General features: G+C 66.5%; 21 protein-coding genes and 2 pseudogenes. 12 read left to right on the top strand and 11 right to left on the bottom strand.

Annotated features, from left to right (window positions below):
- Positions 1-25: 25 nt before the first annotated feature.
- From B1790_RS19600 to B1790_RS19585, 3 genes and pseudogenes are all read left to right on the top strand, one after another.
- Positions 26-1,124 (top strand): annotated as a pseudogene (locus B1790_RS19600) (BtrH N-terminal domain-containing protein).
- Between the two features lie 287 nt (positions 1,125-1,411).
- A complete protein-coding gene (locus B1790_RS19590; RefSeq protein WP_079924940.1) occupies positions 1,412-2,008 on the top strand; it encodes a TetR/AcrR family transcriptional regulator in 597 nt (198 codons plus the stop codon).
- The gene (locus B1790_RS19585; RefSeq protein ID WP_079924939.1) at positions 2,005-3,039 is read left to right on the top strand and encodes an LLM class flavin-dependent oxidoreductase; all 1,035 of its coding nucleotides are present in this window, start codon (positions 2,005-2,007) and stop codon (positions 3,037-3,039) included. Before B1790_RS19590 ends, B1790_RS19585 begins: the two co-directional genes overlap by 4 nt.
- 586 nt (positions 3,040-3,625) lie before the next feature.
- On the opposite strand, the gene B1790_RS19580 is transcribed toward B1790_RS19585, so the two are convergent.
- Complete coding sequence (locus B1790_RS19580) at positions 3,626-4,189, bottom strand: Imm61 family immunity protein (RefSeq protein WP_158083845.1); 564 nt, start codon at positions 4,187-4,189, stop codon at positions 3,626-3,628.
- Positions 4,190-4,351: 162 nt separating this feature from the next.
- On the opposite strand from B1790_RS19580, the gene B1790_RS35910 reads away from it, so the two are divergent.
- From B1790_RS35910 to B1790_RS19565, 4 genes are read left to right on the top strand one after another with little or no spacing between them, the layout of a single operon-like run.
- Positions 4,352-5,071 (top strand): hypothetical protein, encoded by a 720-nt coding sequence (locus B1790_RS35910; protein WP_369832380.1) that lies wholly within the window; start codon positions 4,352-4,354, stop codon positions 5,069-5,071.
- A 2-nt stretch (positions 5,072-5,073) separates the two neighbouring features.
- Entirely contained in the window at positions 5,074-5,472 is a 399-nt protein-coding gene (locus B1790_RS35905) for a tyrosine-type recombinase/integrase (protein WP_369832378.1), read from the top strand.
- Positions 5,472-5,807, top strand: a complete 336-nt coding sequence (locus B1790_RS19570; RefSeq protein ID WP_079924937.1) for a helix-turn-helix transcriptional regulator — start codon at positions 5,472-5,474, stop codon at positions 5,805-5,807. Before B1790_RS35905 ends, B1790_RS19570 begins: the two co-directional genes overlap by 1 nt.
- Complete coding sequence (locus B1790_RS19565) at positions 5,800-7,287, top strand: hypothetical protein (RefSeq protein WP_198952058.1); 1,488 nt, start codon at positions 5,800-5,802, stop codon at positions 7,285-7,287. Before B1790_RS19570 ends, B1790_RS19565 begins: the two co-directional genes overlap by 8 nt.
- Positions 7,288-7,302: 15 nt before the next feature.
- On the opposite strand, the gene B1790_RS19560 is transcribed toward B1790_RS19565, so the two are convergent.
- The 4 genes from B1790_RS19560 to B1790_RS19545 all read right to left on the bottom strand — a co-directional run bounded on the left by B1790_RS19560 (position 7,303) and on the right by B1790_RS19545 (position 12,155).
- A complete protein-coding gene (locus B1790_RS19560) occupies positions 7,303-8,001 on the bottom strand; it encodes a cation transporter (RefSeq protein ID WP_079924988.1) in 699 nt (232 codons plus the stop codon).
- Positions 8,001-8,324, bottom strand: a complete 324-nt coding sequence (locus B1790_RS19555) for a helix-turn-helix transcriptional regulator (RefSeq protein ID WP_079924935.1) — start codon at positions 8,322-8,324, stop codon at positions 8,001-8,003. The genes B1790_RS19560 and B1790_RS19555 overlap by 1 nt, the downstream gene beginning before the upstream one ends.
- Positions 8,325-8,901: 577 nt before the next feature.
- Positions 8,902-9,606 carry a hypothetical protein gene (locus tag B1790_RS19550; RefSeq protein WP_198952057.1) on the bottom strand — a complete coding sequence of 235 codons (705 nt, stop codon included), beginning with the start codon at positions 9,604-9,606 and terminating at the stop codon, positions 8,902-8,904.
- Between the two features lie 137 nt (positions 9,607-9,743).
- A complete protein-coding gene (locus B1790_RS19545) occupies positions 9,744-12,155 on the bottom strand; it encodes a cation-translocating P-type ATPase (RefSeq protein WP_198952056.1) in 2,412 nt (803 codons plus the stop codon).
- Between the two features lie 306 nt (positions 12,156-12,461).
- Here B1790_RS19545 and B1790_RS19540 point away from each other — a divergent pair, with 306 nt between their 5' ends.
- The 4 genes and pseudogenes from B1790_RS19540 to B1790_RS19525 all read left to right on the top strand — a co-directional run bounded on the left by B1790_RS19540 (position 12,462) and on the right by B1790_RS19525 (position 15,051).
- The gene (locus tag B1790_RS19540) at positions 12,462-12,836 is read left to right on the top strand and encodes a metalloregulator ArsR/SmtB family transcription factor (RefSeq protein WP_079924933.1); all 375 of its coding nucleotides are present in this window, start codon (positions 12,462-12,464) and stop codon (positions 12,834-12,836) included.
- Positions 12,833-13,889 (top strand): annotated as a pseudogene (arsB, locus tag B1790_RS19535) (ACR3 family arsenite efflux transporter); the annotation flags it as partial. The gene B1790_RS19540 and the pseudogene arsB, both read left to right, overlap by 4 nt.
- A gap of 66 nt (positions 13,890-13,955) precedes the next feature.
- Complete coding sequence (locus B1790_RS19530; protein WP_079924931.1) at positions 13,956-14,627, top strand: arsenate reductase ArsC; 672 nt, start codon at positions 13,956-13,958, stop codon at positions 14,625-14,627.
- Between the two features lie 4 nt (positions 14,628-14,631).
- Positions 14,632-15,051: a low molecular weight phosphatase family protein gene (locus tag B1790_RS19525; protein ID WP_079924930.1), complete on the top strand. Its 420-nt coding sequence runs from the start codon at positions 14,632-14,634 to the stop codon at positions 15,049-15,051.
- Between the two features lie 45 nt (positions 15,052-15,096).
- Here B1790_RS19525 and B1790_RS19520 read toward each other — a convergent pair whose 3' ends face one another.
- The 4 genes from B1790_RS19520 to B1790_RS19505 form a co-directional block, all read right to left on the bottom strand.
- The gene (locus B1790_RS19520; protein WP_079924929.1) at positions 15,097-15,432 is read right to left on the bottom strand and encodes a YnfA family protein; all 336 of its coding nucleotides are present in this window, start codon (positions 15,430-15,432) and stop codon (positions 15,097-15,099) included.
- A complete protein-coding gene (locus B1790_RS19515) occupies positions 15,426-16,175 on the bottom strand; it encodes a MerR family transcriptional regulator (RefSeq protein WP_233165209.1) in 750 nt (249 codons plus the stop codon). Before B1790_RS19515 ends, B1790_RS19520 begins: the two co-directional genes overlap by 7 nt.
- Before the next feature lie 69 nt (positions 16,176-16,244).
- Positions 16,245-17,471, bottom strand: a complete 1,227-nt coding sequence (locus B1790_RS19510) for an MFS transporter (protein WP_079924927.1) — start codon at positions 17,469-17,471, stop codon at positions 16,245-16,247.
- Positions 17,468-18,817 (bottom strand): NAD(P)-binding domain-containing protein, encoded by a 1,350-nt coding sequence (locus B1790_RS19505; RefSeq protein WP_079924926.1) that lies wholly within the window; start codon positions 18,815-18,817, stop codon positions 17,468-17,470. Before B1790_RS19505 ends, B1790_RS19510 begins: the two co-directional genes overlap by 4 nt.
- A gap of 87 nt (positions 18,818-18,904) precedes the next feature.
- Between B1790_RS19505 and B1790_RS19500 the strand changes: the two genes are divergently transcribed.
- Positions 18,905-19,264 carry a helix-turn-helix transcriptional regulator gene (locus B1790_RS19500; protein ID WP_079924986.1) on the top strand — a complete coding sequence of 120 codons (360 nt, stop codon included), beginning with the start codon at positions 18,905-18,907 and terminating at the stop codon, positions 19,262-19,264.
- A gap of 247 nt (positions 19,265-19,511) precedes the next feature.
- Here the strand turns inward: B1790_RS19500 and B1790_RS19495 are convergent, their stop codons facing one another.
- Both B1790_RS19495 and B1790_RS19490 read right to left on the bottom strand, forming a co-directional pair.
- On the bottom strand, positions 19,512-20,477 hold the full coding sequence (locus tag B1790_RS19495) for a M56 family metallopeptidase (protein WP_079924925.1): 966 nt from the start codon (positions 20,475-20,477) through the stop codon (positions 19,512-19,514).
- Positions 20,474-20,848 (bottom strand): BlaI/MecI/CopY family transcriptional regulator, encoded by a 375-nt coding sequence (locus B1790_RS19490; RefSeq protein WP_079924985.1) that lies wholly within the window; start codon positions 20,846-20,848, stop codon positions 20,474-20,476. The genes B1790_RS19495 and B1790_RS19490 overlap by 4 nt, the downstream gene beginning before the upstream one ends.
- Between the last annotated feature and the right edge of the window lie 123 nt (positions 20,849-20,971).

The following is a 20,971-nucleotide window of genomic DNA, read 5'->3' as shown; positions in this document are numbered from 1 at the left end:
CCCCAGGACAGGCGAGGAGGCGGCAATGACCACGGTACAAATTCCCTACCGGCACGAGAAGGGAGGTCACTGCGGCTCGGGCGCGCTTCGGGACCTCACCGAATGGGCCGAAATCGCTTGGGGATCGCAAACACGAAGAAGGAGTGGTCTTTGCCCTCGGCGGAGCCCTGGACTTCTGCTACGTCCGCTCGCCGCAGCTGACTCCGCAGATCTACCTCGTGGGGTGGGGTAGCGAATTGGAGCAGGATTACCTCACGCGGGTGGGCGCGAAGTTCGTCGTGCGAACGACGGACGACCCAGACGTGGGATGGGCATTCGTGACCGACGAAGTCGGCAAGGGCCGCCCGGTCATGGTGTGGGCGGACATCGGCGAGCTCCCCTATTTGCGCGTCCGATTGCACATGAGCCGCCACGACATCGTCATCGTCGGATACGACGATGAGGAACGCGTGGCGTACGTGGTCGACAACGACCGCGACACCACCCAGCTCGTTCCCTACGACAATCTACGACGCGCGCGGTCCTCAGTCGGGTTCCCGACCCCCACCCGGCACACCACCTATCACGTCGATTGGCCGGACCACGTGCCCGACCTCCGTCCGATTGCGAGTGACGCGCTCGGCGCGAGCGCAGCGGTCATGCGGGGTGACGCCGCGGGTGCGCCGCTACTGCACGTCGAGGCGGCCGAGGTCGAATCCTCGGGCTTGAAGGGCGTGCAGGCGTTTGCAGAGGACTTGCGTTCTTGGACAACGTCATTCGATGACGAGGGTCTGACGGCAGCACTATTCGGGCTCGGTGCCTTCATCGAGAAGGCCGGCACTGGGGGTGGGCTCTTCCGCACGTTGCAGGCGCAGGGTTGCCAGACCATCGCCGACCTTCTGAACGACGCCGCCGCCGCCGATGCCGCGGCGGCGGCCAGAGACGCCTCCAAGGCGTGGTCCGCGCTGGCGGCCGCGGCCACGAATGCTGACACGCCGCTGCGCAGCCGGAGCCTGGCTGCAGCCGAAGTCGCTGCAATGCTCCCGGAGACCGAGATGCGTCTCGTCGGAGCCCTCGAAAGGGCCAGTCGATCTCTTGGCTCCGTCGACGCCGACGGCACTTCTCAGCTCAAGGTCGATTTGTGAACCGCACTTTGAGTGATCCGACGTTCCTGGAGACCACCGGTTTTCTGGACGGGCAGCACGACGACGTTCAGCGCTTCACGGCCAACGCGGTCGGCGACGTTCGTGATCCCGCACAGAGGGCACGGTTGATCTTCACCGCGGTGGGTCGAGCGCGACGCCTCCTCGCAAGGACAGGCGAAGGACTACAACCCGAGACTCACCTGCCCGCCATCCGACATCACGGAGCTACCTGCGAGGAGCAACGCCGGTTTAGACTCTGAGTCCAAACTCTGCGAACGGGAGAGGCGATGCGCAAGGTTCCACGTCAAATCGCTGATCGGCTTCCTGCCGCGGCGGACCTGTTCGCCGATAAAGGTCTCAACGACTCCAAGATCGAAGACGTCGCCGCAGTGACCGGTGTTCCCAAGGCAACGCTCTACTATTATTTCGCCGGCAAGGAAGAGATCCTCGCGTTCCTGCTCGAGGATCTTCTTAAGGACATCTCCGATGCCGTAATCAAGATCGTGAAAACCGACGGCACCGGTGCGGAACGTCTCGAACTCGTCATCCGCGCACAACTGCGGGCGATGGCACAGCGCCCAGCGGTCTGCCGTGCACTCATCGGTGAACTCGGGCGAGCCGCCCGGATGCCGGCCATCGCCGAGATGATCAACACCGCCTATCAGAAGCCCGTGGAGGCTCTACTCGTCGCGGGAGCCCGCGACGGATCCCTCGTGGAACAGCCCGACGCGCGCTCCACGTCGATCGCGCTGTTCGGTGCCGTCACCATCAACGCCCTCATGTACCTGGTCACCGATCACCATCTCGACGAGACGGTGGTCGCCGACACCCTCTACGCCGTCATGTTCAACGGCCTTCGCCCTCGCCAAGGAGACGAAATATGAGCACCTATGGCCTGTCGGTTCTCGGCGCGGACCTGCAATCAATAGCCCTAACCGCCCAAGCCGCTGACGCCGCTGGCTTCGATGCCACGTGGGCCTCGGAGTTCTACAACCGCTCCGGATCTATCTCAATGGCCGCGATGGCCAACAGCACCCAGAACTGCCGGATCGGGTCTTCGATCCTCTACGGCGTCGGACGAAGCCCCCTGGTGCTAGCAACCGAGGCACGCGACCTCGACGAACTCTCCCAGGGCCGTCTGGTGCTCGGCATCGGCAACGGCACCAAACGAATGATGAGCGACTGGCACGGTGTCCCCGACACCTCCGCACCCGCACTGCGCATGGAAGAACTCGTCGAACTACTGCGGCGTATCTGGAACCTGCACGAAGGTCCAATCCACCACGAGGGCCGCTTCTACGCGATGAACCTCATTCCAACCGGCGACGTGCAACCACCCAGCCGCGCGATCCCGATCATCACCGCCGGAGTGCGCCCCCGGATGTGCGAAGCAGCCGGCAGGGTGGCCGACGGCCTGGCCGGCCACCCCCTGTTCACCACCACCTACGTCCAGGAAATCGTCCGCCCCGCCATCGCCAAGGGCGCCGCGCACGCCGACCGCGACCCCCGTGACGTCGAGATCGTCTCCATGGTCATGTGCGCCATCCACGACGACGCCGAGGTCGCCAGACGCGAACTAGCGCAACAGATCGCGTTCTACGCTTCGGTCAAGTCCTACGAAACCGTGCTCGACGTGAACGGCTTCGCCACCGAGGGCAAAGCCATCCGGGACGCCTTCGCCCGGCGCGACTTCCCCACGATGTTCGCCGCGGCGTCCGAGGAGATGATCGACACCATGGGCGTCGCCGGAACCGCCGACGACGTCCGCGTCGGGCTCACGCGCTACGAAGGCGTTCTCGACCACATCATGCTGTACTCACCATCGGTGGGCATCGCCCCCGAACGCGTGCAGCAGAACCTCGAGAGCCTCATCAGGGAATGCTCACCGCGCAGGATTGCTCACGCCGCGCAATAGTGCTCACTCGCCGCACGCCGTCCAGGCAATCGTCCCGACCCTCATGCGGCCGCGCAGGTCGACGTGGCGGCCATCCCAAGTGCGACGGGCTGCCGGACAAAATGCGTTGCGTAGGAGTGGTTTACGACATCAACGCCGGGTTTATCGAGGCAGCTGTCAGCCCGGAATAATTGCAGACACTCGCCTCACCCGCCACAGCGATGCTGCTGCGTGGCGCTAGGCCGGCTACAAGGATCCGATCCTTTCCGGAAAGTGCACGACATGTGTGGCGGCGCGCGAAGGGCGATTCCGGGCCGTGACAAGGGCATATGCCATTTACCAACACGTCGACCCCTAGAGAAGACACGTCTACCCCGTTGCGGGACAGAACTCGGGTCGTCTCACCGTCGATGATCAATATGGCCCGTTGGCCGTCCCACTTGAATTCCGTAGCTAACGTGTCACCGGCTACGGGCGCCTTCCCCAACGTGGCCAGCATGGGCGCGGGTGCGCCGCGCAGCACCCGCTCTGTCTCTCCCTTGGCCACCCCTTCGACGGTACGCCCGGTTGCGACGGCCCACCCTCTGCTCTGCGAGGAGGCGAGCGCTCAGCATCCTGCATACCCACCGGCGCCTAGCAAGGGGGCGCCGCGTTCGCTCAGGTAGGAACGTCGCAAGTCGTCCACGGTATGGCCGAGGAAGTGCGAGAGCGGGACCAGCGCCGCCACGCTCGTGGACAGCCCGGGTGCAGCGGCCACGGGCTCTACGCCCCGAAACAGCGTCCGGGAACCGCTCTCGAGTGGCCCCAAGCTGTATCCGCGTGCGACGTCCGCCGCGGCCGACGGCAGCTCAAGGTACGGCAGGTCCAAATCGTCCCGGATGTCATCCCCCAGCAAACCCATCACGAAGCGTTCCAAGACCTCGGCGCTGGCCGCGTACAGGACTCGCTCGCGCGTCCCGTCGTCGCCGACCTCCAGCAGCTCTGCGCGATCCCCCGGCCGCGCCACCACCGCGTAGCCGTCCTCTCCTGGCCGCCGCAGTATCCCTGCGGCCGGGTCCCAGTCGTAGCGCGCCAGCTGTGCCCATCTGACGCATTCCACCGTCAACGAGAACGCGTCGGACCGCACCCCGCCACGGTAACCACGCCGGGCGGTCCCGGCCGTCGCGGTCACGGTCCTACGCCACAGATCGGTGTCCGTAAGGTGCCGAAACGGGAGATAACATCGTACGGTGAGCGACCACCCATCCACCGCGGTCTGACCTGCGCATTTGGTTGTTGGTCTTGCAGGATCCGCAGTTGGAATGCAGAATATGCAGTCGTTGAGGAGGCTTGTGTGGACGCACCAATGGGTCGGTTGGCATACCTGCCAGCGGGTGTGTCAGGCCCTGATCCCGATGCCTTCCTCAGCGACGTGCTGACCGGATGGCGCCGCGCGCAGCTCGCGCAGAACTTCTCCACCGACACCGCCCGTCGCCGAGTGGCCTCGGTGCTGCGGATGACCGACTTCGTGGGGTCCTATCCGTGGCAGTGGACGCCGGCTGACGCCGATGACTTCTTCGGCCATCTCCGGGGCGTCCTCAACCGCGCCCACACCACGGTGCGGGCCTACCAGACCGACGTGAAGTTGTTCCTCGATTACGCCACCGACCCGACCTATGACTGGAACGAACACTGCGGGAGGCTGTTCGGCACGGTGTTCTGCCAAGTCATCACCGAATTCAACAAGGCACGTCACGTGCAGGCCAACGATGCACGACCGCTGAAACGCCCCTTCACCCCCACCGAGCTGCAACAGTTCTTCGACCTGGCCGACCTGGAACCCGAACGGATCCTCAACGCCGGGCGCAAAGGTGCGTTGGCGGCGTGGCGGGATGCGGTCGCCTTCAAGACGCTCTACGGGTGGGGCCTACGCCGCAACGAAGTCCGGCACCTGCAGCTGGTCGACTTCTCCCGAAACGCCCGGGCCCCGTTCTTCGGTGAATGGGGTCTGGTGAGGGTGCGCCACGGCAAGGCCATGCGCGGATCACCGGCCAAGCAACGCGCACCGTATTGACGGTGTTCGATTGGGCCGCTGAGGCACTCGCAGATTGGGTGGAACGCGGACTTCCCCGCTACGGCCAGCCCGTCAACGACCTGTTCCCCACCGAGAAGGGAGCCCTGGTGCCCGAGCGCAATCTGTGGCAGCGCATGCGCAACCTCGTCGACGAACTGGGCTTCCCGCCCGGGTTGGACCTGCATTCGTTTCGCCGCTCCTATGCCACCAACCTGCAAGTCGAGTACGGCTACGACGTCAGCTTCGTGCAGCTGCAACTGGGCCACGAGCATGCCTCGACCACCTCCATCTACACCGTGGCCGCACCGGACTACCGTGCCCGCGAGCTCCAACGCGTCCTCACTGCCACCCTGGCTCGCAGCAACGTCCACTTGGGCGGATCAACCGGAAAGGAGCCATGATGAAACGAGAAATCCAATACCATTGGCGGGTAAGGGAATTCATGGCCAGAGCCGGCATGAAGAACAGCCGCGACCTGGTCGGCCCACTGCGCGAGCGGGGCATCACGCTCTCCGAATCCCAGATCTACCGCATCGTCGGACAAGAACCCGAACGCATCTCCTTCAAAGTCCTCGTCGCACTCTGCGACATCTTCGGCATCGAAGCCGGCGACCTCATCACCTACACCGCCGCAGACACCCGCCACACCCGCACCAAGGTCGTCAACGCACCCAGCGACGTGCCGCTACTGAACGCCTACCGGCCGGTGAAGGCCCGGATCGTCTCCGATGACTGAACTACGCAGCCGCGGCCGCCCGCGCAGCGTCGGCGAACACGAATGCAGCCGATGCCACCACATGGTCCCCAAGATCCGGGTGCACTGGCCAGAGGGCCAGATCTGCGGCCCCTGCTTCACCACCGCCGCCCGCACCTACGGCCAATGCACGTTCTGCGGCACCGAACGCCTGCTGCCCGGACGATCGAGCACCGGGCAGGACATCTGCCGCGACTGCGCCGGCATCACCACCAAACTGGACTGCGACAATTGCGGGCGCGAAGGCGAACGCCTCCGCGGTGGCCAGTGCGCACGCTGCGTGGTCACCGGGGACCTCGAGCAGATCCTCAAACCACACACACCACCCGACATGCGGATCAAACGACTCGTCACCGAGCTAGCCGCAGTCCCGCGCCCCGAAAGCATCATCACCTGGATGCGCCATCCCGTCACCAACGATCTGCTGAACCGCATCGGCGCACGAGAACTGCAGCTCACCCATGACGCATTCGATGCACTGCCACCCTCACGCAGCCTCGAGCACCTCCGCGAAATGCTGGTCCACCACCGCATGATGCCCGACCGCGGCGACCCCCGACTGGCCCGCTTCGAAGCCTGGCTCGACCAACGGCTGGCGACCTTGAAATCCACGCCGACCATCCACACGCCCATCGAACAATTCGCACGATGGCACCACCTGCGACGGCTGCGCGAATCCACCAATCCCGCACGCAACATGGACAACGCCACCCGATGCGCCAAACAGGAAATCACCGAAGCCGGAAGGTTCCTGCGCTGGCTGCTCGACGAGCACGACACCACGATCAACCATCTCCGCCAAGCCCACCTCGACGCCTATCTCAGCGAAGGGCCAACGACCCGCAACACCATCCGAAACTTCATCCAATGGCGCACCCGAGCCGGGATCGCGCCGCCGTTCAAGACCCCGCACCGCACCGCACGCACCACCCCGCTCGCCTCCTCACAGCGGCGCCTGGAGCTGATCAAGACCGTCGTCGAAGCCGAGCACACCCACCTATCCACCAGGATCGCCGCGCTGATCCTGCTGCTCTACGGCATCCCCGTGCGCAGGATCTCCGAACTCACCCTCGACGACGTCGAGACCACGGCCGAACAGACCACGATCAGGATCGGAACCCTCCCCGCACCGATCCCCGAGCCACTACTCCCCTACTTCCACCAGCACCTCGCCGACCGCGGCAACCGCCAAACGATGAACCACCAAAACCAGTGGCTGTTCCCCGGCACCCGCGCCGGGCACCACATCGCTGAACAAGCACTCATGCAGCGGCTGCGCGGATTCGGGATCGACATCCAAGCCGCCCGCAACGCAGCACTGCACGACCTCACCAAGGAAATCGACCCCGCATCCCTGGCCGAGCTTCTCGGCTACTCGACCCAGGTCATGAACATCCACGCCGCCCGAGCCGCAGTGCCCATGGCCACCTACCCCGCGATCAACCGACCACAGCACCACTAGAACAAACGCGGCCCACTAGTCGTTACAGCACTCGCAATCATCCTGGGCTGCAACAGTTCTGGTCATCGACGGGGTCGCGCAGCAGGTGTCACCCTTCCAGGCGTTGATACCCTCTTTGGTGGCGATGACGGCGATGACGAGCGCGGCAACCGGGTCAGCCCAGGACCAACCCAGAAGGCTGTTCAGCAGCAGTCCCACCAGCAGCACCGCCGACAGATAGGTGCACAGCAGAGTCTGCTTGGAATCAGCAACCGCGGACAGCGATCCGAGTTCGCGCCCGGCGCGACGCTGCGCCCAGGACAGCACCGGCATCACGGCGAGGCTGACCCCAGCGAGCACGATGCCGATGATCGAATGACGGGCCTCCCCAACGCCGAACAATGACCGGGCCGCATCGACGGTCACGTAGAGGGCCAACCCAAAGAAGGAGAACGCGATGACGCGCAGGGCGACCTTCTCGCGAACCTCGGGATCGGCTCCCGCGAACTGCCAGGCCACCGCCGCCGCGGACGACACCTCGATCACCGAGTCCAAGCCGAAACCGATCAGCGCCGTCGAAGAGACCCGGGCACCCTCGGTGAGGGCCACTGCGGCCTCGATGACGTTGTAGCTGATCGTCGCCGCCACGAACCACCGGATCCGACGCGAAAGAATTTGGCGCCGTGGCTCACTCAGAGTGGGCCGCACACTGGGCAGCCCAATCTCGGAGGCCATCAGCAGGTGCATCCGTGCTCGGCGCAGCAGGACGGATCGACCGCGAGAACCAAACCCAGGAGATCATCCAGAGCATGCCCGATGCGCCAATCGGCCAGCTCATATCGGGTCCTACGACCCTCGGACACCGCGACCACCAGCCCGCAACCACGCAGACAAGCCAGATGATTGGACATCGTCTGACGCGAGACCCCGATCGCCTCGGCCAAATCAGAGGGATGCTGCGGCGCCTTACGCAAAGTCAGCAAGATCTGCGTGCGAGTGGCATCAGAGAGGGCATAGCCGAACCGGGCCAACGCATCGGTATGCACCAAGGTCTCCACGCCGACGACGATACATCAAACGCTGTACTCAAAGGAAGCTGCATCCCGCCCTGACCCTAGGAATACAACCGTTCTTGATACGGCCGATATCCAGTGTCGTTCAATTCAACACGTGCGCAACGGATCTCGCGCTTCACCGCCCGCTGGGCCGCCATGCGGATCCACTAGCATAGTGCCGATTCGCCTAAGTCACACCCTTATCCGGGCTGGCACAGCATGGCGGCACGTTATGTGCGCTGTCACCGCGTAAAGACAGCCTCCGAATCCGAACGAGAGGCCATTTGCATTGCGCCTCGGCCGTGGGAGGGCATTCCAGGAAGCATCGCGACCACTCCCCCGCCGGGGGATCGGCGGAATGCGTTCCACCCCGGTCGCGCGCCTAGCAAGCGCCCGACCACACTGAGACGTCACCTCGCTACAACGTCAACTTCGCGGGATGGCATTGTGCGACAGACGGTCTCACCCAATCATGGATAATAGTCATTATCCATGATGTTGTTCACGCCTCGATCAGAGCAAGATGCTGGGTTATCCTCTGATGAGTCGACTGTTAGAGCTCCAATCAGCGGAGCGCACGTCATTCGTCGTGGGAATGATCACCGTGGTCGTCGATCAACGGTTCCGCTGTCGGGAGCGGAGGTTCGGCAGGTGCCGGTGCCGCCGGAGTGCCGATCGACTCGAAATTCGGTGGGGACGTGGCCGGCTCTGGGTGTTCGTGATGTGCCTCTGCAGTTCCAACATTAGGACCGTGGTGGTCAGTTGCGGCGCCGGCCTGCTCGGGATGGCCGTGCTGTAGACCAGAGGCCACACCTACCGTCGACGCCAGAGCGACGACGGCAGTTGCGCCGAGGAGCACGATCGCGTTCCCGAACGCTGGTATCGGTTCGCTGTGGTGGCCTCGGTACACCACCCAGCCGGCTGCCATCACGACATAGATTTGAAGCAGCAGAGCACAAAGGTCGGCGCCCTTGACGAGCTCAGGTTCTCCGGCGTGAGGGCCGAACGGCGCGCCCGCCGTCCGCGAAAGAGCCCACAGTGCGATGGCCCCGACATTGAGCATGATCCCCGCGGCAAGCACAGACGTCGTCATCCGAGCCAGGACTAGTCGCGCCCAGATCAGTTGGCACAAGGCGATCGAGAGAAAGAACAGGCCTGCCGGCACCCACTCTTGCCAGTGCGTCGGCACCACCGCGAAGTGAACGATCGCCGCGCCGAACGAAGCTAGTGCGGCAAGCTTCACTGCCAGCCTGCTGTCCGTCCTCGTCGCTACTTTGGGTGCCACACGTCCGATGATGGCAGCCTGTGCTCGAACATCAACTGTGCGACACCGTATCTCAACCTGACCGAGATACCTCCGTCACCTGCCCACCGTCGCGATGTCGGAATGGGTGCACGGCTCTGCAGGCCGACCGACGCTCACTACGCTCCGGCCGCACCCGGTGTCGGAAGACGAAGACGTTTAAGGGTCAACGCATTAACGGCAACGAGGATGCTGGAACCTGCCATCGTGATCGCGGCGATCTCCGGGCGCAACACCAGACCAAACGCCGGCTCGAAGACCCCCGCGGCGATGGGTAGCGCCACCGAGTTGTAGCCAATCGCCCAGACGAGGTTCTGCTTCATCTTGCGGACCGTGCCCCGCCCGATCCGCAGCGCCACCGCCACGTCGAGCGGGTCCGAACGCATCAGGACCACATCGGCGGTTTCCACCGCGACATCGGTGCCGGCGCCGATCGCGATCCCGAGGTCGGCCTGAGCCAAGGCCGGAGCATCGTTGACACCGTCACCGACCATCGCCACCCGATGTCCGGCGTTCATGAGTTCGGTGACCTTCGCGGCCTTGTCGCCGGGCAAGACGTCGGCGATCACCTCGGTGACCCCGATCTGCGCCGCGATCCGCTGCGCGGTGGCCGCGTTGTCTCCGGTGAGCATGACCACCTCGACGCCCATGGATCGCAGCTCCGCGACGGCGGCCGCGGAGGTGGGTCGCACCGCGTCCGCGATACCGATCACCGCCACCGCCCGCCCGTCGACCGCAGCGAGCACCGCCGTCCGGCCCCCGGCGGCAAGTTCCTGCTGCCGGGGACCCAGGACACCAAGTTCGATGCCCTCGGCCGTCATCAGTCGGGTGTTGCCCACCACCACGCGGTGACCATCCACGACCGCGACCGCACCCTGCCCCGCCACGTTCACGAAATCATGCGCATCGAGGCGGCGCGCTCCCGCGGCATCGGCGTGCCGCACCACCGCGGCCGCCAGCGGATGCTCGGATTCGCGTTCTAACGCGGCGATCAGCGCCAGCGCGTCGGTTTCGGGCGACCCCTCCACCAGCAGATCGGTCACCGAGGGTGCACCCAAGGTCAGGGTGCCGGTCTTGTCCATCACCACCACGTCGATCTTCTTCGACGTCTCGATTGCGGTCGCGTTCTTGAACAACACTCCGCGGGCAGCGCCCAGACCAGTCCCGACCATGATCGCGGTAGGGGTGGCCAGCCCCAGCGCGTCTGGGCAGGTCACCACGACCACCGTGATCGCGAACAACAGTGCCTCGCTGACCGAGCGGCCCACCAGCAGCCACACCACGAACGTTCCGACCCCGCCGAGCAGCGCCACCAGAACCAGCCAGAACGCGGCCCGGTCCGCCAGGCGCTGCCCGGGGGCCTTGGAGTTCTGCGCTTCCTGCACCAGCTTGACGATCTGGGCCAGCGCGGTGTCCGCGCCGACCTTGGTGGCCCGGACCCGCAGTGTCCCCGTGGTGTTGATGGTGGCCCCCACCACCTCGTCACCCGGACCCTTGTGAACCGGCAGGCTTTCACCGGTCACCGTGGACTCGTCGACGTCGCTGTCCCCGTCTTCCACCACCCCGTCGACGGCGACCTTGGAACCGGGTCGAACCAACAGCAGGTCACCTACCACGACCTGATCGGTGGGGATCTCCACCGACTCATCGTCGCGGAGCACGGTCGCCATGGGCGGGGCCAGCTTGAGCAGCGCGCGGACCGCGTCGTTGGCGCCGCCCCGCGCCCGCATTTCGAAGTAGTGCCCGAGCAGCACGAACGCAGTCAGGATGGTCGCCGCTTCGTAGAAGACGTCGCCGCCCCCGGCCACGGTGACCCCCACGGAGTACACCCAGCCGGCACCGACGGCGACCGCGACGAGCACCATCATGTCCAACGTGCGGGCACGAAGCGCCCGCACAGCACCAGCGAAGAACACCTGCGCCGAGTAAAAGATCACCGGAACGCTCAGAATCAGCTGAAACACGTCGTCGCGCAGCCCGAACGGCGCCGCCACGGAGAACCCGAACACGTCGCGCCCGATCCGGGACCACAACGTGATCACGACCCCGAACACCACCGCGACCAGGAAACGGTCACGCATGTCGCGGATCATCGCGGCCATCGACATCTCACCGTGCCCGCCGTGCCCCATCACCTCGGCCGGCGTCCCCGTCCGACCCGTTCCCGGCTCCCCTGCGGCGCTGCGGTCGTGGGCTGGGTGGCCCGCGTGGTCAACAGCTTCATCGGCAGTGCCGGATGACCGCTTCGCGTCGGTAGCCGGCGCCGGCACGGCACACAGGTGATCGGGGACGGATTCACCCCGACAGTGATATCGGCACTCTCGAACCCAGCCGGCGAGGTGCTCAACCGTGGTGCGATCCGGGTCGTATCGCACCGTCACGGTCTGAGCAACCGGATTAGCCTCCGCGCCAACGACTCCCGGTCGTCGACCGAGGACTGTCTCCACCACGTTCTTCTGACTCGCCCACTGCACGCCGTCGAGTTCCAGCACCACGGTGCGCACACCCGCCACTGGGCTACCTGTCTCCATGTCGTTCACCTGCTCCGACCTCCATCCACCCTGTCGTTCATTCAATCGACGCCACCGACCTCGACGCGAATAGAGCAATCGGGGCAACGTCTCGACTGTGGACCTACGTACCAACGTAGTAGAAGGTCGGCTACGCGGTGATGTTCTCGCGATCGTCGGGCGGCAGATCCGTTGACTCCGGCCGAACACGCTCGACTCATCGGTTTTGCGGCGTGGCAGCATTTATGTCCCGTCTTGCCGCGAAGCGAGCGAGGGTTCATCCAAACTCCGCTTGCGTCCTGATTCGATGACTGTCAATATCGATGTATGTCCAACTCAGATCAGGCGGTGGACGACGTCTGCTGCGTCACGCCGCCGCTGCTGCACGAGCCGTTGAGCGAGCCCGCAGCCGTCGAGATGGCCAAGAAGTTGAAGGCGCTGGCCGACCCGGTGCGTTTGCGGTTGTTCAGTGCCATCGCCAGCCATTCCGGTAGTGAGGCGTGTGTGTGCGATGTCTCCGTGGGGATCGACGTCTCGCAACCCACCGTGTCGCACCACCTCAAAGTCTTGCGCGACGCTGGTCTGTTGACCTCGGAGCGGCGGGCGTCGTGGGTGTACTACGCCGTGGTTCCGGAAGCGCTGCACGACATCTCGGCGCTGCTGAATCTGAACACCGCGGCGCTGGCGGGTGTAACGGCATGACCGACACGGTGGCCACGAACACCTCGGCACCGGTGATCGGCAAACTGTCCACGTTGGACCGGTTCCTACCGGTGTGGATTGGTGTGGCCATGGTCGCTGGTCTGCTGCTGGGGCGCTGGATCCCGGGTTTGAACACCGCGCTGGAAAGCGTTCAGGTCGACGGCATTTCGCTGCCGATCGCCTTCGGTCTGCTGATCATGATGTACCCGGTGCTAGCCAAGGTCCGCTACGACCGCCTCGACACCGTCACCGGAGACCGCAAACTGCTCCTGAGCTCACTGTTCCTGAACTGGGTGTTCGGCCCGGCGCTGATGTTCGCGCTGGCCTGGCTGATGCTTCCCGACCTGCCCGAATACCGCACCGGGCTGATCATCGTCGGCCTGGCCCGCTGCATCGCCATGGTCATCATCTGGAACGACCTGGCCTGCGGTGACCGGGAAGCCGCCGCCGTCCTGGTCGCCCTCAACTCGATCTTCCAAGTGATCATGTTCGCCGTCCTGGGCTGGTTCTACCTCTCGGTGCTACCCGGGTGGCTCGGCTTGGAACAGACCACCATCAGCACCTCACCGTGGCAGATCGCCAAATCGGTCCTGATCTTCCTCGGCATCCCCCTGCTGGCCGGCTACCTGTCCCGCCGGCTCGGAGAGAAGGCCAAGGGCCGCGACTGGTACGAGACCACGTTCCTGCCCCGGATCGGGCCGTGGGCGCTCTACGGGCTGCTGTTCACCATCGTCATTCTCTTTGCGCTGCAAGGAGAACAGATCACCACCCGACCGCTGGACGTGGTGCGCATCGCGCTTCCCCTGCTCGCCTACTTCGCCATCATGTGGGGTGGCGGGTACCTGCTGGGTGCCGGCATCGGGTTGGGCTACCAGCGGACCACCACCCTGGCGTTCACCGCGGCGGGCAACAACTTCGAACTCGCGATCGCCGTCGCCATCGCCACCTACGGCGCCACCTCCGGCCAAGCGCTGGCCGGGGTGGTCGGCCCGCTGATCGAAGTCCCGGTCCTGGTGGCGCTGGTGTACGTGTCGCTGGCGCTACGCCGACGCTTCCGCGACGGCAACACCACCGCGCCCACCACCGTCCCGCCTTGGACGACACAGGAGTCGTGACACCATGTCCGAGAGCCCCGCTGCCCTGCGTCCGCACCGCGACCTGTCCATCGACCAACGGCACGCACTGACGACGGCGGCCACCCGGTTGGAACGCGACTTCGGCGACAGCTTCAACGTCGAGACCATCGAACGGTTCCTGCACACCTCCTATGACCAGTTCGCCGGCAGGGCCACCGTCCCCAATTTCCTGCCGCTGCTGGCCGAACGGTTCGCCCGCCAACGCCTGCTCGCGCTGGCGCGGGTGGAGGGCAAGATCAGCGACGGCAAGCCCACGGTGCTGTTCCTGTGCACCCACAACGCCGGCCGGTCCCAGATGGCGTTGGGGTTCTTCACCCACCTCGCCGGTGAGCACGCGGTGGCCTGGTCGGGTGGGTCCGAGCCCGGTGACGCCATCAACCCGTCCGCTGTCGTGGCGATGGCCGAGGTCGGGATCGACATCACCAGTGAGTTTCCAAAACCGTGGACCGACGAAATCGTTCAGGCCGCCGACGTGGTGATCACCATGGGCTGCGGCGATGCCTGCCCGGTCTTCCCCGGTAAGCGGTACGTGAACTGGGAGCTGCCCGACCCCGCCGGCCAAGGCCTCGAGGCGGTCCGCCCCGTCCGCGACGACATCGAACAACGCGTCCGACGGCTGCTCGCCGACCTCGACGTCACCACGAGTCAAGGCTGACCCGATGACCGACTCCTCGACACCGTCAGTCCTGTTCGTGTGCGTCAAGAACGGCGGCAAGTCCCAGATGGCGGCCGGCCTGATGCGTCAGCTCGCCGGTGACACCGTGACCGTGCATTCGGCGGGCACGAAGCCTGGCTCCGCGGTCAACGACCTGTCGGCGCAAGCACTTTTGGAGGTGGGCGTCGACATCACCGGCGAGCAGCCCACGCTGGTGGACTACGAGTTGGCTCGCGACGTCGACCTGGTGGTCACCCTCGGCAGGGAAGCAAAACTCGATCCGTTGCCGGGCACCCGGGTGGAGAACTGGGACACCGACGAACCGTCTGACCGCGGCATCGACGGCCTCGAACGGATGCGCCTGGTCCGCGACGACATCACCGCCCGCGTCCACCGCCTGCACGCCACCCTCACCGGCGCCTGATACCCACCCCGATCACGCTGAAGTTGTTCTTCGATTTCTGTGACCTCATGTGCCGCGGGGGGCGTACATGATGACGGCGACCCCCAGGATGCAGACGATCGCGCCGGTGACGTCCCACCGGTCGGGTCGGAATCCGTCGAAGGCCATGCCCCACAGCAGGGAGCCTGCGACGAATACCCCGCCGTAGGCGGCGAGGATGCGGCCGAAGTGGGCGTCGGGCTGCAGGGTGGCGACGAACCCGTAGGCGCCGAGCGCGATGACACCGAAACCGGCCCAGATCCAGCCGCGGTGTTCCCGCACGCCTTGCCACACCAGCCAGGCGCCGCCGATCTCGAAGAGGGCAGCCACGACGAACAGGGCGATGGACTTGGCGATCAGCATGGGCGGACTTCCTGGATGGCGGGGCTGGAGAGTGCGGCGATCAGTGGTTGGGCGTCGGCGGGTCCGGTGACCGTCACCCGGGCATCGGTGCCGGGGAACGTGACGGTGAACCGAAGAAACGAGCAGCAGGACTGCTCGGCGACGATGAGATCGGTCAACGCGGACGCGTGGGCTAGGGGAAGGGTGGCGACGAACCCGTCCGCAATCGGTGCGACGTGCGCGTGAGCCAGCAGGTCATGCCACGCGGCGATGCGGTCGCGGTACTCCCCGCTGTCGAGGGAACACGTTGGCGGCCCAGGGTCGGCGATGGGCAGCGCGGCGACACGATCGCGTTGATCCAGGAGAAAGGCGCACTCCGGGTCGCAGCGGTGGTCGCGGTCGGGCAGCTCGTCGAGACGAGTCCTCGCCTCGGCCAAGTGTTCTCGCAGAGACTGCAGCTCGGTGATCGCAGCGGTGGTGTCGGTGAGTCGCTGATCCAGCAGCGGCCGTAGCTGGTCTTTGACGGCACGGCAGGCATCGGACTGCCAGACGATGAGCAGGTCGGCGATGGCCGGCAGTGGCAGCCGTAGCCGCTTGGCTGCCTCGATGAACATCAGCCGCTGATGGGCGGCCTCGTCGTAGAGGCGGTAGCCAGCCGGCGTCCGGTCGGCGGGGAGCAGGCCGAGCTGACCGTAATAGCGCAACGTGGACGCGGGCACGCCACTGCGGCGCGCCAGTTCCGAGATCCGCATCCCAGTGGTCATGCAGCGACGGTAAACCTTCACGTCGACTCGAAGGTCAAGCCCGCGACCCGGTCGCGTCTTGTCTGACAGTCAGACCCGGATGCTCGGCGCGACGGTATGCACCCGGGGCCTGGTTGCCAGTGCGACCAGGGCGCCCGCGGCGGCGATCGCCCCGAGGGCCAGGAACATGGCGGCGTAACCCCCGAGCAGACTGGCCAGGGCCGCGCCGACGAAGGGGCCGACCGCGGTGGCGATCATGATCGGTGCGGTCAGGATGCCGCTGAGATGCCCGTAATGCGTGGGGCCCCAGCGTTCGGTGACCGCGGTGGCCTGCAGCAGTGTCATGATGCCGCGCATCACGCCGGCCCCGATGGCCACCGCGACCAGCGCCGCGTAGGCGGTGAACAGTCCCAGCAGTGCGGTGGTCGCCGCGACGCCGGCCATGACGATCACCGTGCGGGGCACGACACCGACACGGCGGACCAGGGTTCGGTAGCCCAGGCGGCCCAGGACCTGCCCGGCACCGCCCAGACCGAGCGCGACCGCTGCGGCGCTGGTGCTGATGCCGCGTTGGCTCATCAACGGCACCAGGTTGGCGATCACCGCGTACGAGGCGAGCCCGGCGAGCGCGAACGCCGCGATCAACGCCAGGAACGGCCCGCTGCGGGCGGTGCGGCCCGGCGCCTCGACATGGTGATGCTCGGTGGTCACCGGCGGCCAGGGGCGCCGCAGCCCGAAGACGTGCGCCGGGATGGTGATCACTGCCATCACCGCGGCCAGGACGAGATAGGTGTGGCGCCAGCTCATCTGAGCCGACAAGGCCGCGGTCAACGGGGCGAACACGGTGCTGGAGAAGCCCGCCACCAGTGTCAGCGCGGTCAGTGCGCGGACCGCGTCGGTGCCGAAGAACCGGGTCAGCGCAGCGAAGGCGGGTGCGTAGAACGTCGCGCTCATCGCGACCCCGGCCACCACCCAGGCCGCCAGGAAGCAGCCGTAGTTCGGGGCCGCGACGACCGCGATCACGGCGAGGGTGCCCAGTATCGAGCCGGCGGTCATGATCCAGCGCGGGCCGATACGGTCCAGCCACCGCCCGACGGGGACTCCCACCAGCGCCGAGGTCACCAGCCCGGCGGAGAACGCGGCGGTCACCGCCGGGGCGGACCAGCCGGTGTCGGCGCTGATCTGCTCCGAGAGCACGGTGAAGGCGTAGTACAGCACGCCCCAGCTGGTGATCTCAGTGACGCACAACGTCGCCAGCACCCAGCGCAGCCCATGGGCCACGCGGGGTGCCGCCGTCGAAGAATGCTCCTGCGTCATCCGCCAATGGGGTTGAGCGACAACGAAAACGGCTGCAGCGACACCTGCTGCGGTGCCGAGGCGGTCCCGCAGCACCCACCGCCGGCGTTCTCACCCTGCGGATCCTCGAACAAGCCCGCCCCGCTGCACACCCCGGTATCGGGCAACGTCAGCTCCACCCGGCGAGCCGCCTCATGGTCGCCAACCAGCTCCGCAGCGATGCTGCGGACCTGCTCGTAGCCGGTCATCGCCAGGAACGTCGGCGCCCGCCCGTAGGACTTCATGCCCACGATGTACAGGTTCGGTTCCGGGTGGGCCAACTCGGCGGCACCGTGCGGCAGCACACTGCCGCAGGAGTGCATGTTCGGATCAATCGAACCGGCCAGGTTCACCGGCGCCTGCAGGATCGGGTCCAGTTCGATGCGCATCTCCGAGAGGAACGACAGGTCCGGCCGGAACCCGGTCAACACGACCACGTGATCGGCCGGCGGCAGGGATCGCCCGTCCTCCGCGGTGAGGACCGCACGCCCGTCGAGAAGGTCGACGCGTTCGGTGCGGAACCCGGTCGACAACGACACCCGGCCCGCCTCGACTGCTTCCTTGGACCGCACACCCAGAGCGCCGCGCTGGGGAAGTTCGTCGGCCGCGCCGCCGCCGAAGGTGTCCTCGGAGACCCCGCGGCGCAGCACCCACGTCACCGTCGTCGAGGGATCCTTGCGTACGACTTCGCCGAGCTGAATGACCGCGGTCATCGCCGAGTGCCCGCTGCCGACGACCACCACGTGCTTGCCTGCCAGCGCGGAGGCTTGGGCCAGTGTCGGCGGGACGTAGGTCAGCACACCGGAGCCGGCGGCGGCACGTTCGCCGACCGCGGGAACCCCGTCGGCGCCAGCAGGATTCGGCTGGCCCCAGGTGCCGGAGGCATCGACGACCGCTTGCGCTTGGATCCGGCACTCGGTGCCGTCAGTGTTGTTCACGTGCACGACGAACGGCGTCTCCGCGCGTCCCGGGGTGACCAGCCGGTCCCGTCCCAGCCGGGACACCGCCTGCACCCGTGCGCCGTACTGCACCCGATTACCCAAGGTGTCTGCCACCGGCGCCAGGTAGTCGTCGATCCACTCCCGGCCGGTGGGGAACCCCGCCTCGGGGGCGGTCCAGCCAGTGGCTTCGAGCAGCTTGGCGGCCGCGGGGTCGACCAGTTCGGGCCATGGGGAGAAGGTGCGCACGTGTGCCCACTGCTCCACCGCCGCAGCGGGACTCGAGCCGGCCTCCAACACAAGTGGTGTGAGTCCACGCTCCAGTAGGTGCGCGGCCGCCGCCACACCCAACGGTCCGGCCCCAATCACCACGACGGGCAGTTCCGACATCCCAGACTCCTCGCATCGACGTTCTTCGATGAGTCGATCCTGCGTGACGCATCGACGTTTGTCAATGCGTGTGCCATCATGGATGGCATGCCCACCGCGACCGCACCGTTGACCTCCAGCGACGCGGCTGCCTGCTGCTCCCCGCTGACCGGCGGCGTGCTGGACACCCCAGCCGCCGAACGCCTGGCCACGGTATTCAAGGCGCTCGCCGATCCGGCCCGGGTCAAGCTGGTGTCCCTCATCGCCGCATCCGACGGCGGTGAAGCCTGCATCTGCGACCTCACCGAACCGCTCGGACTCAGCCAACCCACCGTGTCGCACCACATGAAGCTGCTCGTCGACAGCAGCCTCGTCAGCCGCGACCAGCGCGGCAAATGGGCCTACTACCGCGTGAACACAGAGGCCCTGGACCGTATCGCCGCCGCAGTGTCGACACATCCGGCGTGACGGACGGATTCAAAAGTCTCGGATTAGTAGTCGGTCGGTGGTGGCGTCCTAGCTGGGCGAGAGCACGAGGGGCAGGTGCATTGGATGCCACGTGGAGGTGGACGCCAAGACGTGAGCTGGCCGCACTCCTCTTCGACGCATTACGACCCGCGCCTCATGCATACCCCTAGGGGGTATGTAACGCAAGGGTGAGCCTGTTGGTCCGCCGCGGCATCCACGCCTTCCCGGCACCGGCTGCCGGGATGCGCTAGATGCACGCCATCCCGGGCTGGGTGATCATCGCCGTGATCCCGAGGAGCGGCGCGAGGAGGGCCGCGCCGGTCGCGGTGATGAGGCCGATGCGGGCAGGGAGGGCGTTGGGCGGGAACAACAGCCGTTCGACGCGTTGGGTCACTGCCAGTCCGGCGGCGCTGAGCGCCGCTGCCGGCGACGAGGCTGCCACGGCTCCCGGTGGAAGGCTGAGGGCGAGGAGTGCGTCGACGACGGTGTCGGGGCTGTGGCGGCGGGCGGCGACGTCGTCCGCGCGCATCTCCAGGAGCCGGGCGACAGCGGCGGCTCCGTCGGTGAACAGCCGGACCCGGGGGAACAGCGTGCTCAGTGCCCTGGTGAAGGCCAGGACCTGGTGGTGATGCCCGCGCAGGTGGGCACGTTCGTGGGCGAGCACCGCGGCCAGCTGCGCGTCGTCCAGGGCGACCAGGGCGGCGCGGGTGATGACGATGGTGTGCGGGCGGCCGGCCAGGCAGTACACCCCGCGACGATCACTGTCGACGACGAACGCGCCCCCGGGACCGCCCGGGGTGGTGGTCCCGGTCGCGATCCGGACGGCGTGACCGTGGTCGTGACTGTCCCGACACATTCGACGCAGAGCCAGCGCGGCGCGGCCGCCGAGGATGGCCACCGCCAGGGTGCTCATCACCGCCAGCGCCAGGACGCCGATCTGCACCAGGTCGCCGTACCCACCGCGGGCGATCATTCCCAACCCGGCCACGCACCCGGTCAGGACCGAACCGATCCGACCCCAGGAGGCGACGGTCTGAGACACGAACAGCGCCACCGCGGCCACCACGGCCACCAGGACACTTCCCATCATCACCAGCCAGGCCCCGATGCCCCATCGGGGCGCGGCACCGGCACGGGTGGCCCGCGACAACACCGCCGGCCCCAACACCGTCAGGGACAACGCGTAGGCCAGCAGGCACACCGCGAGGTTCATCGCTTGGTGGCTCCCCGGCCGCGGCGTCGGATGACGTCCTTGAGCCCGGCGAGTTGATCGGGGCTCATCTCGTCGACGAAGTGCATCAGCACCGCGGTGGTGTGCTGTTCACCGTCGTTGAGGGCCTCGCGCATCAACCCGGCGATGTGTTCGGCGTGGCTGAGCACGGTGCGGTAGCGAAACGCCTTGCCCTCGCGTTCCCGACGCAGATGGCCCTTGCGGTACAGGTTCTCCATCGTGGAGAGCACGGTGGTGTAGGCGACCTCACGGTCAGGGCGTATCCGGTCGACCACCTCCCGGACGGTGCCCTGTCCGTCGGTGGCCCACAGCTGGGCCATCACCACGGTTTCCAGTTCACCGAACACCCGCACCGATACCACCCACTCCCGTTCGCTGTGCCATGCCGTTCTCGCCGCGGTCTGCCGCGGCGCCGATCCGTTCGCCACCACCGGCGCCTGTCCCGGTACGTGTCACTACTATCTCGGTACCGAGAT

The organism is Mycobacterium sp. AT1 (assembly GCF_002043095.1).
GTDB lineage: Bacteria > Actinomycetota > Actinomycetes > Mycobacteriales > Mycobacteriaceae > Mycobacterium.
Note: the sequence above shows the minus strand (reverse complement) of the source record. Positions and strands in the feature narration are given on the sequence as shown.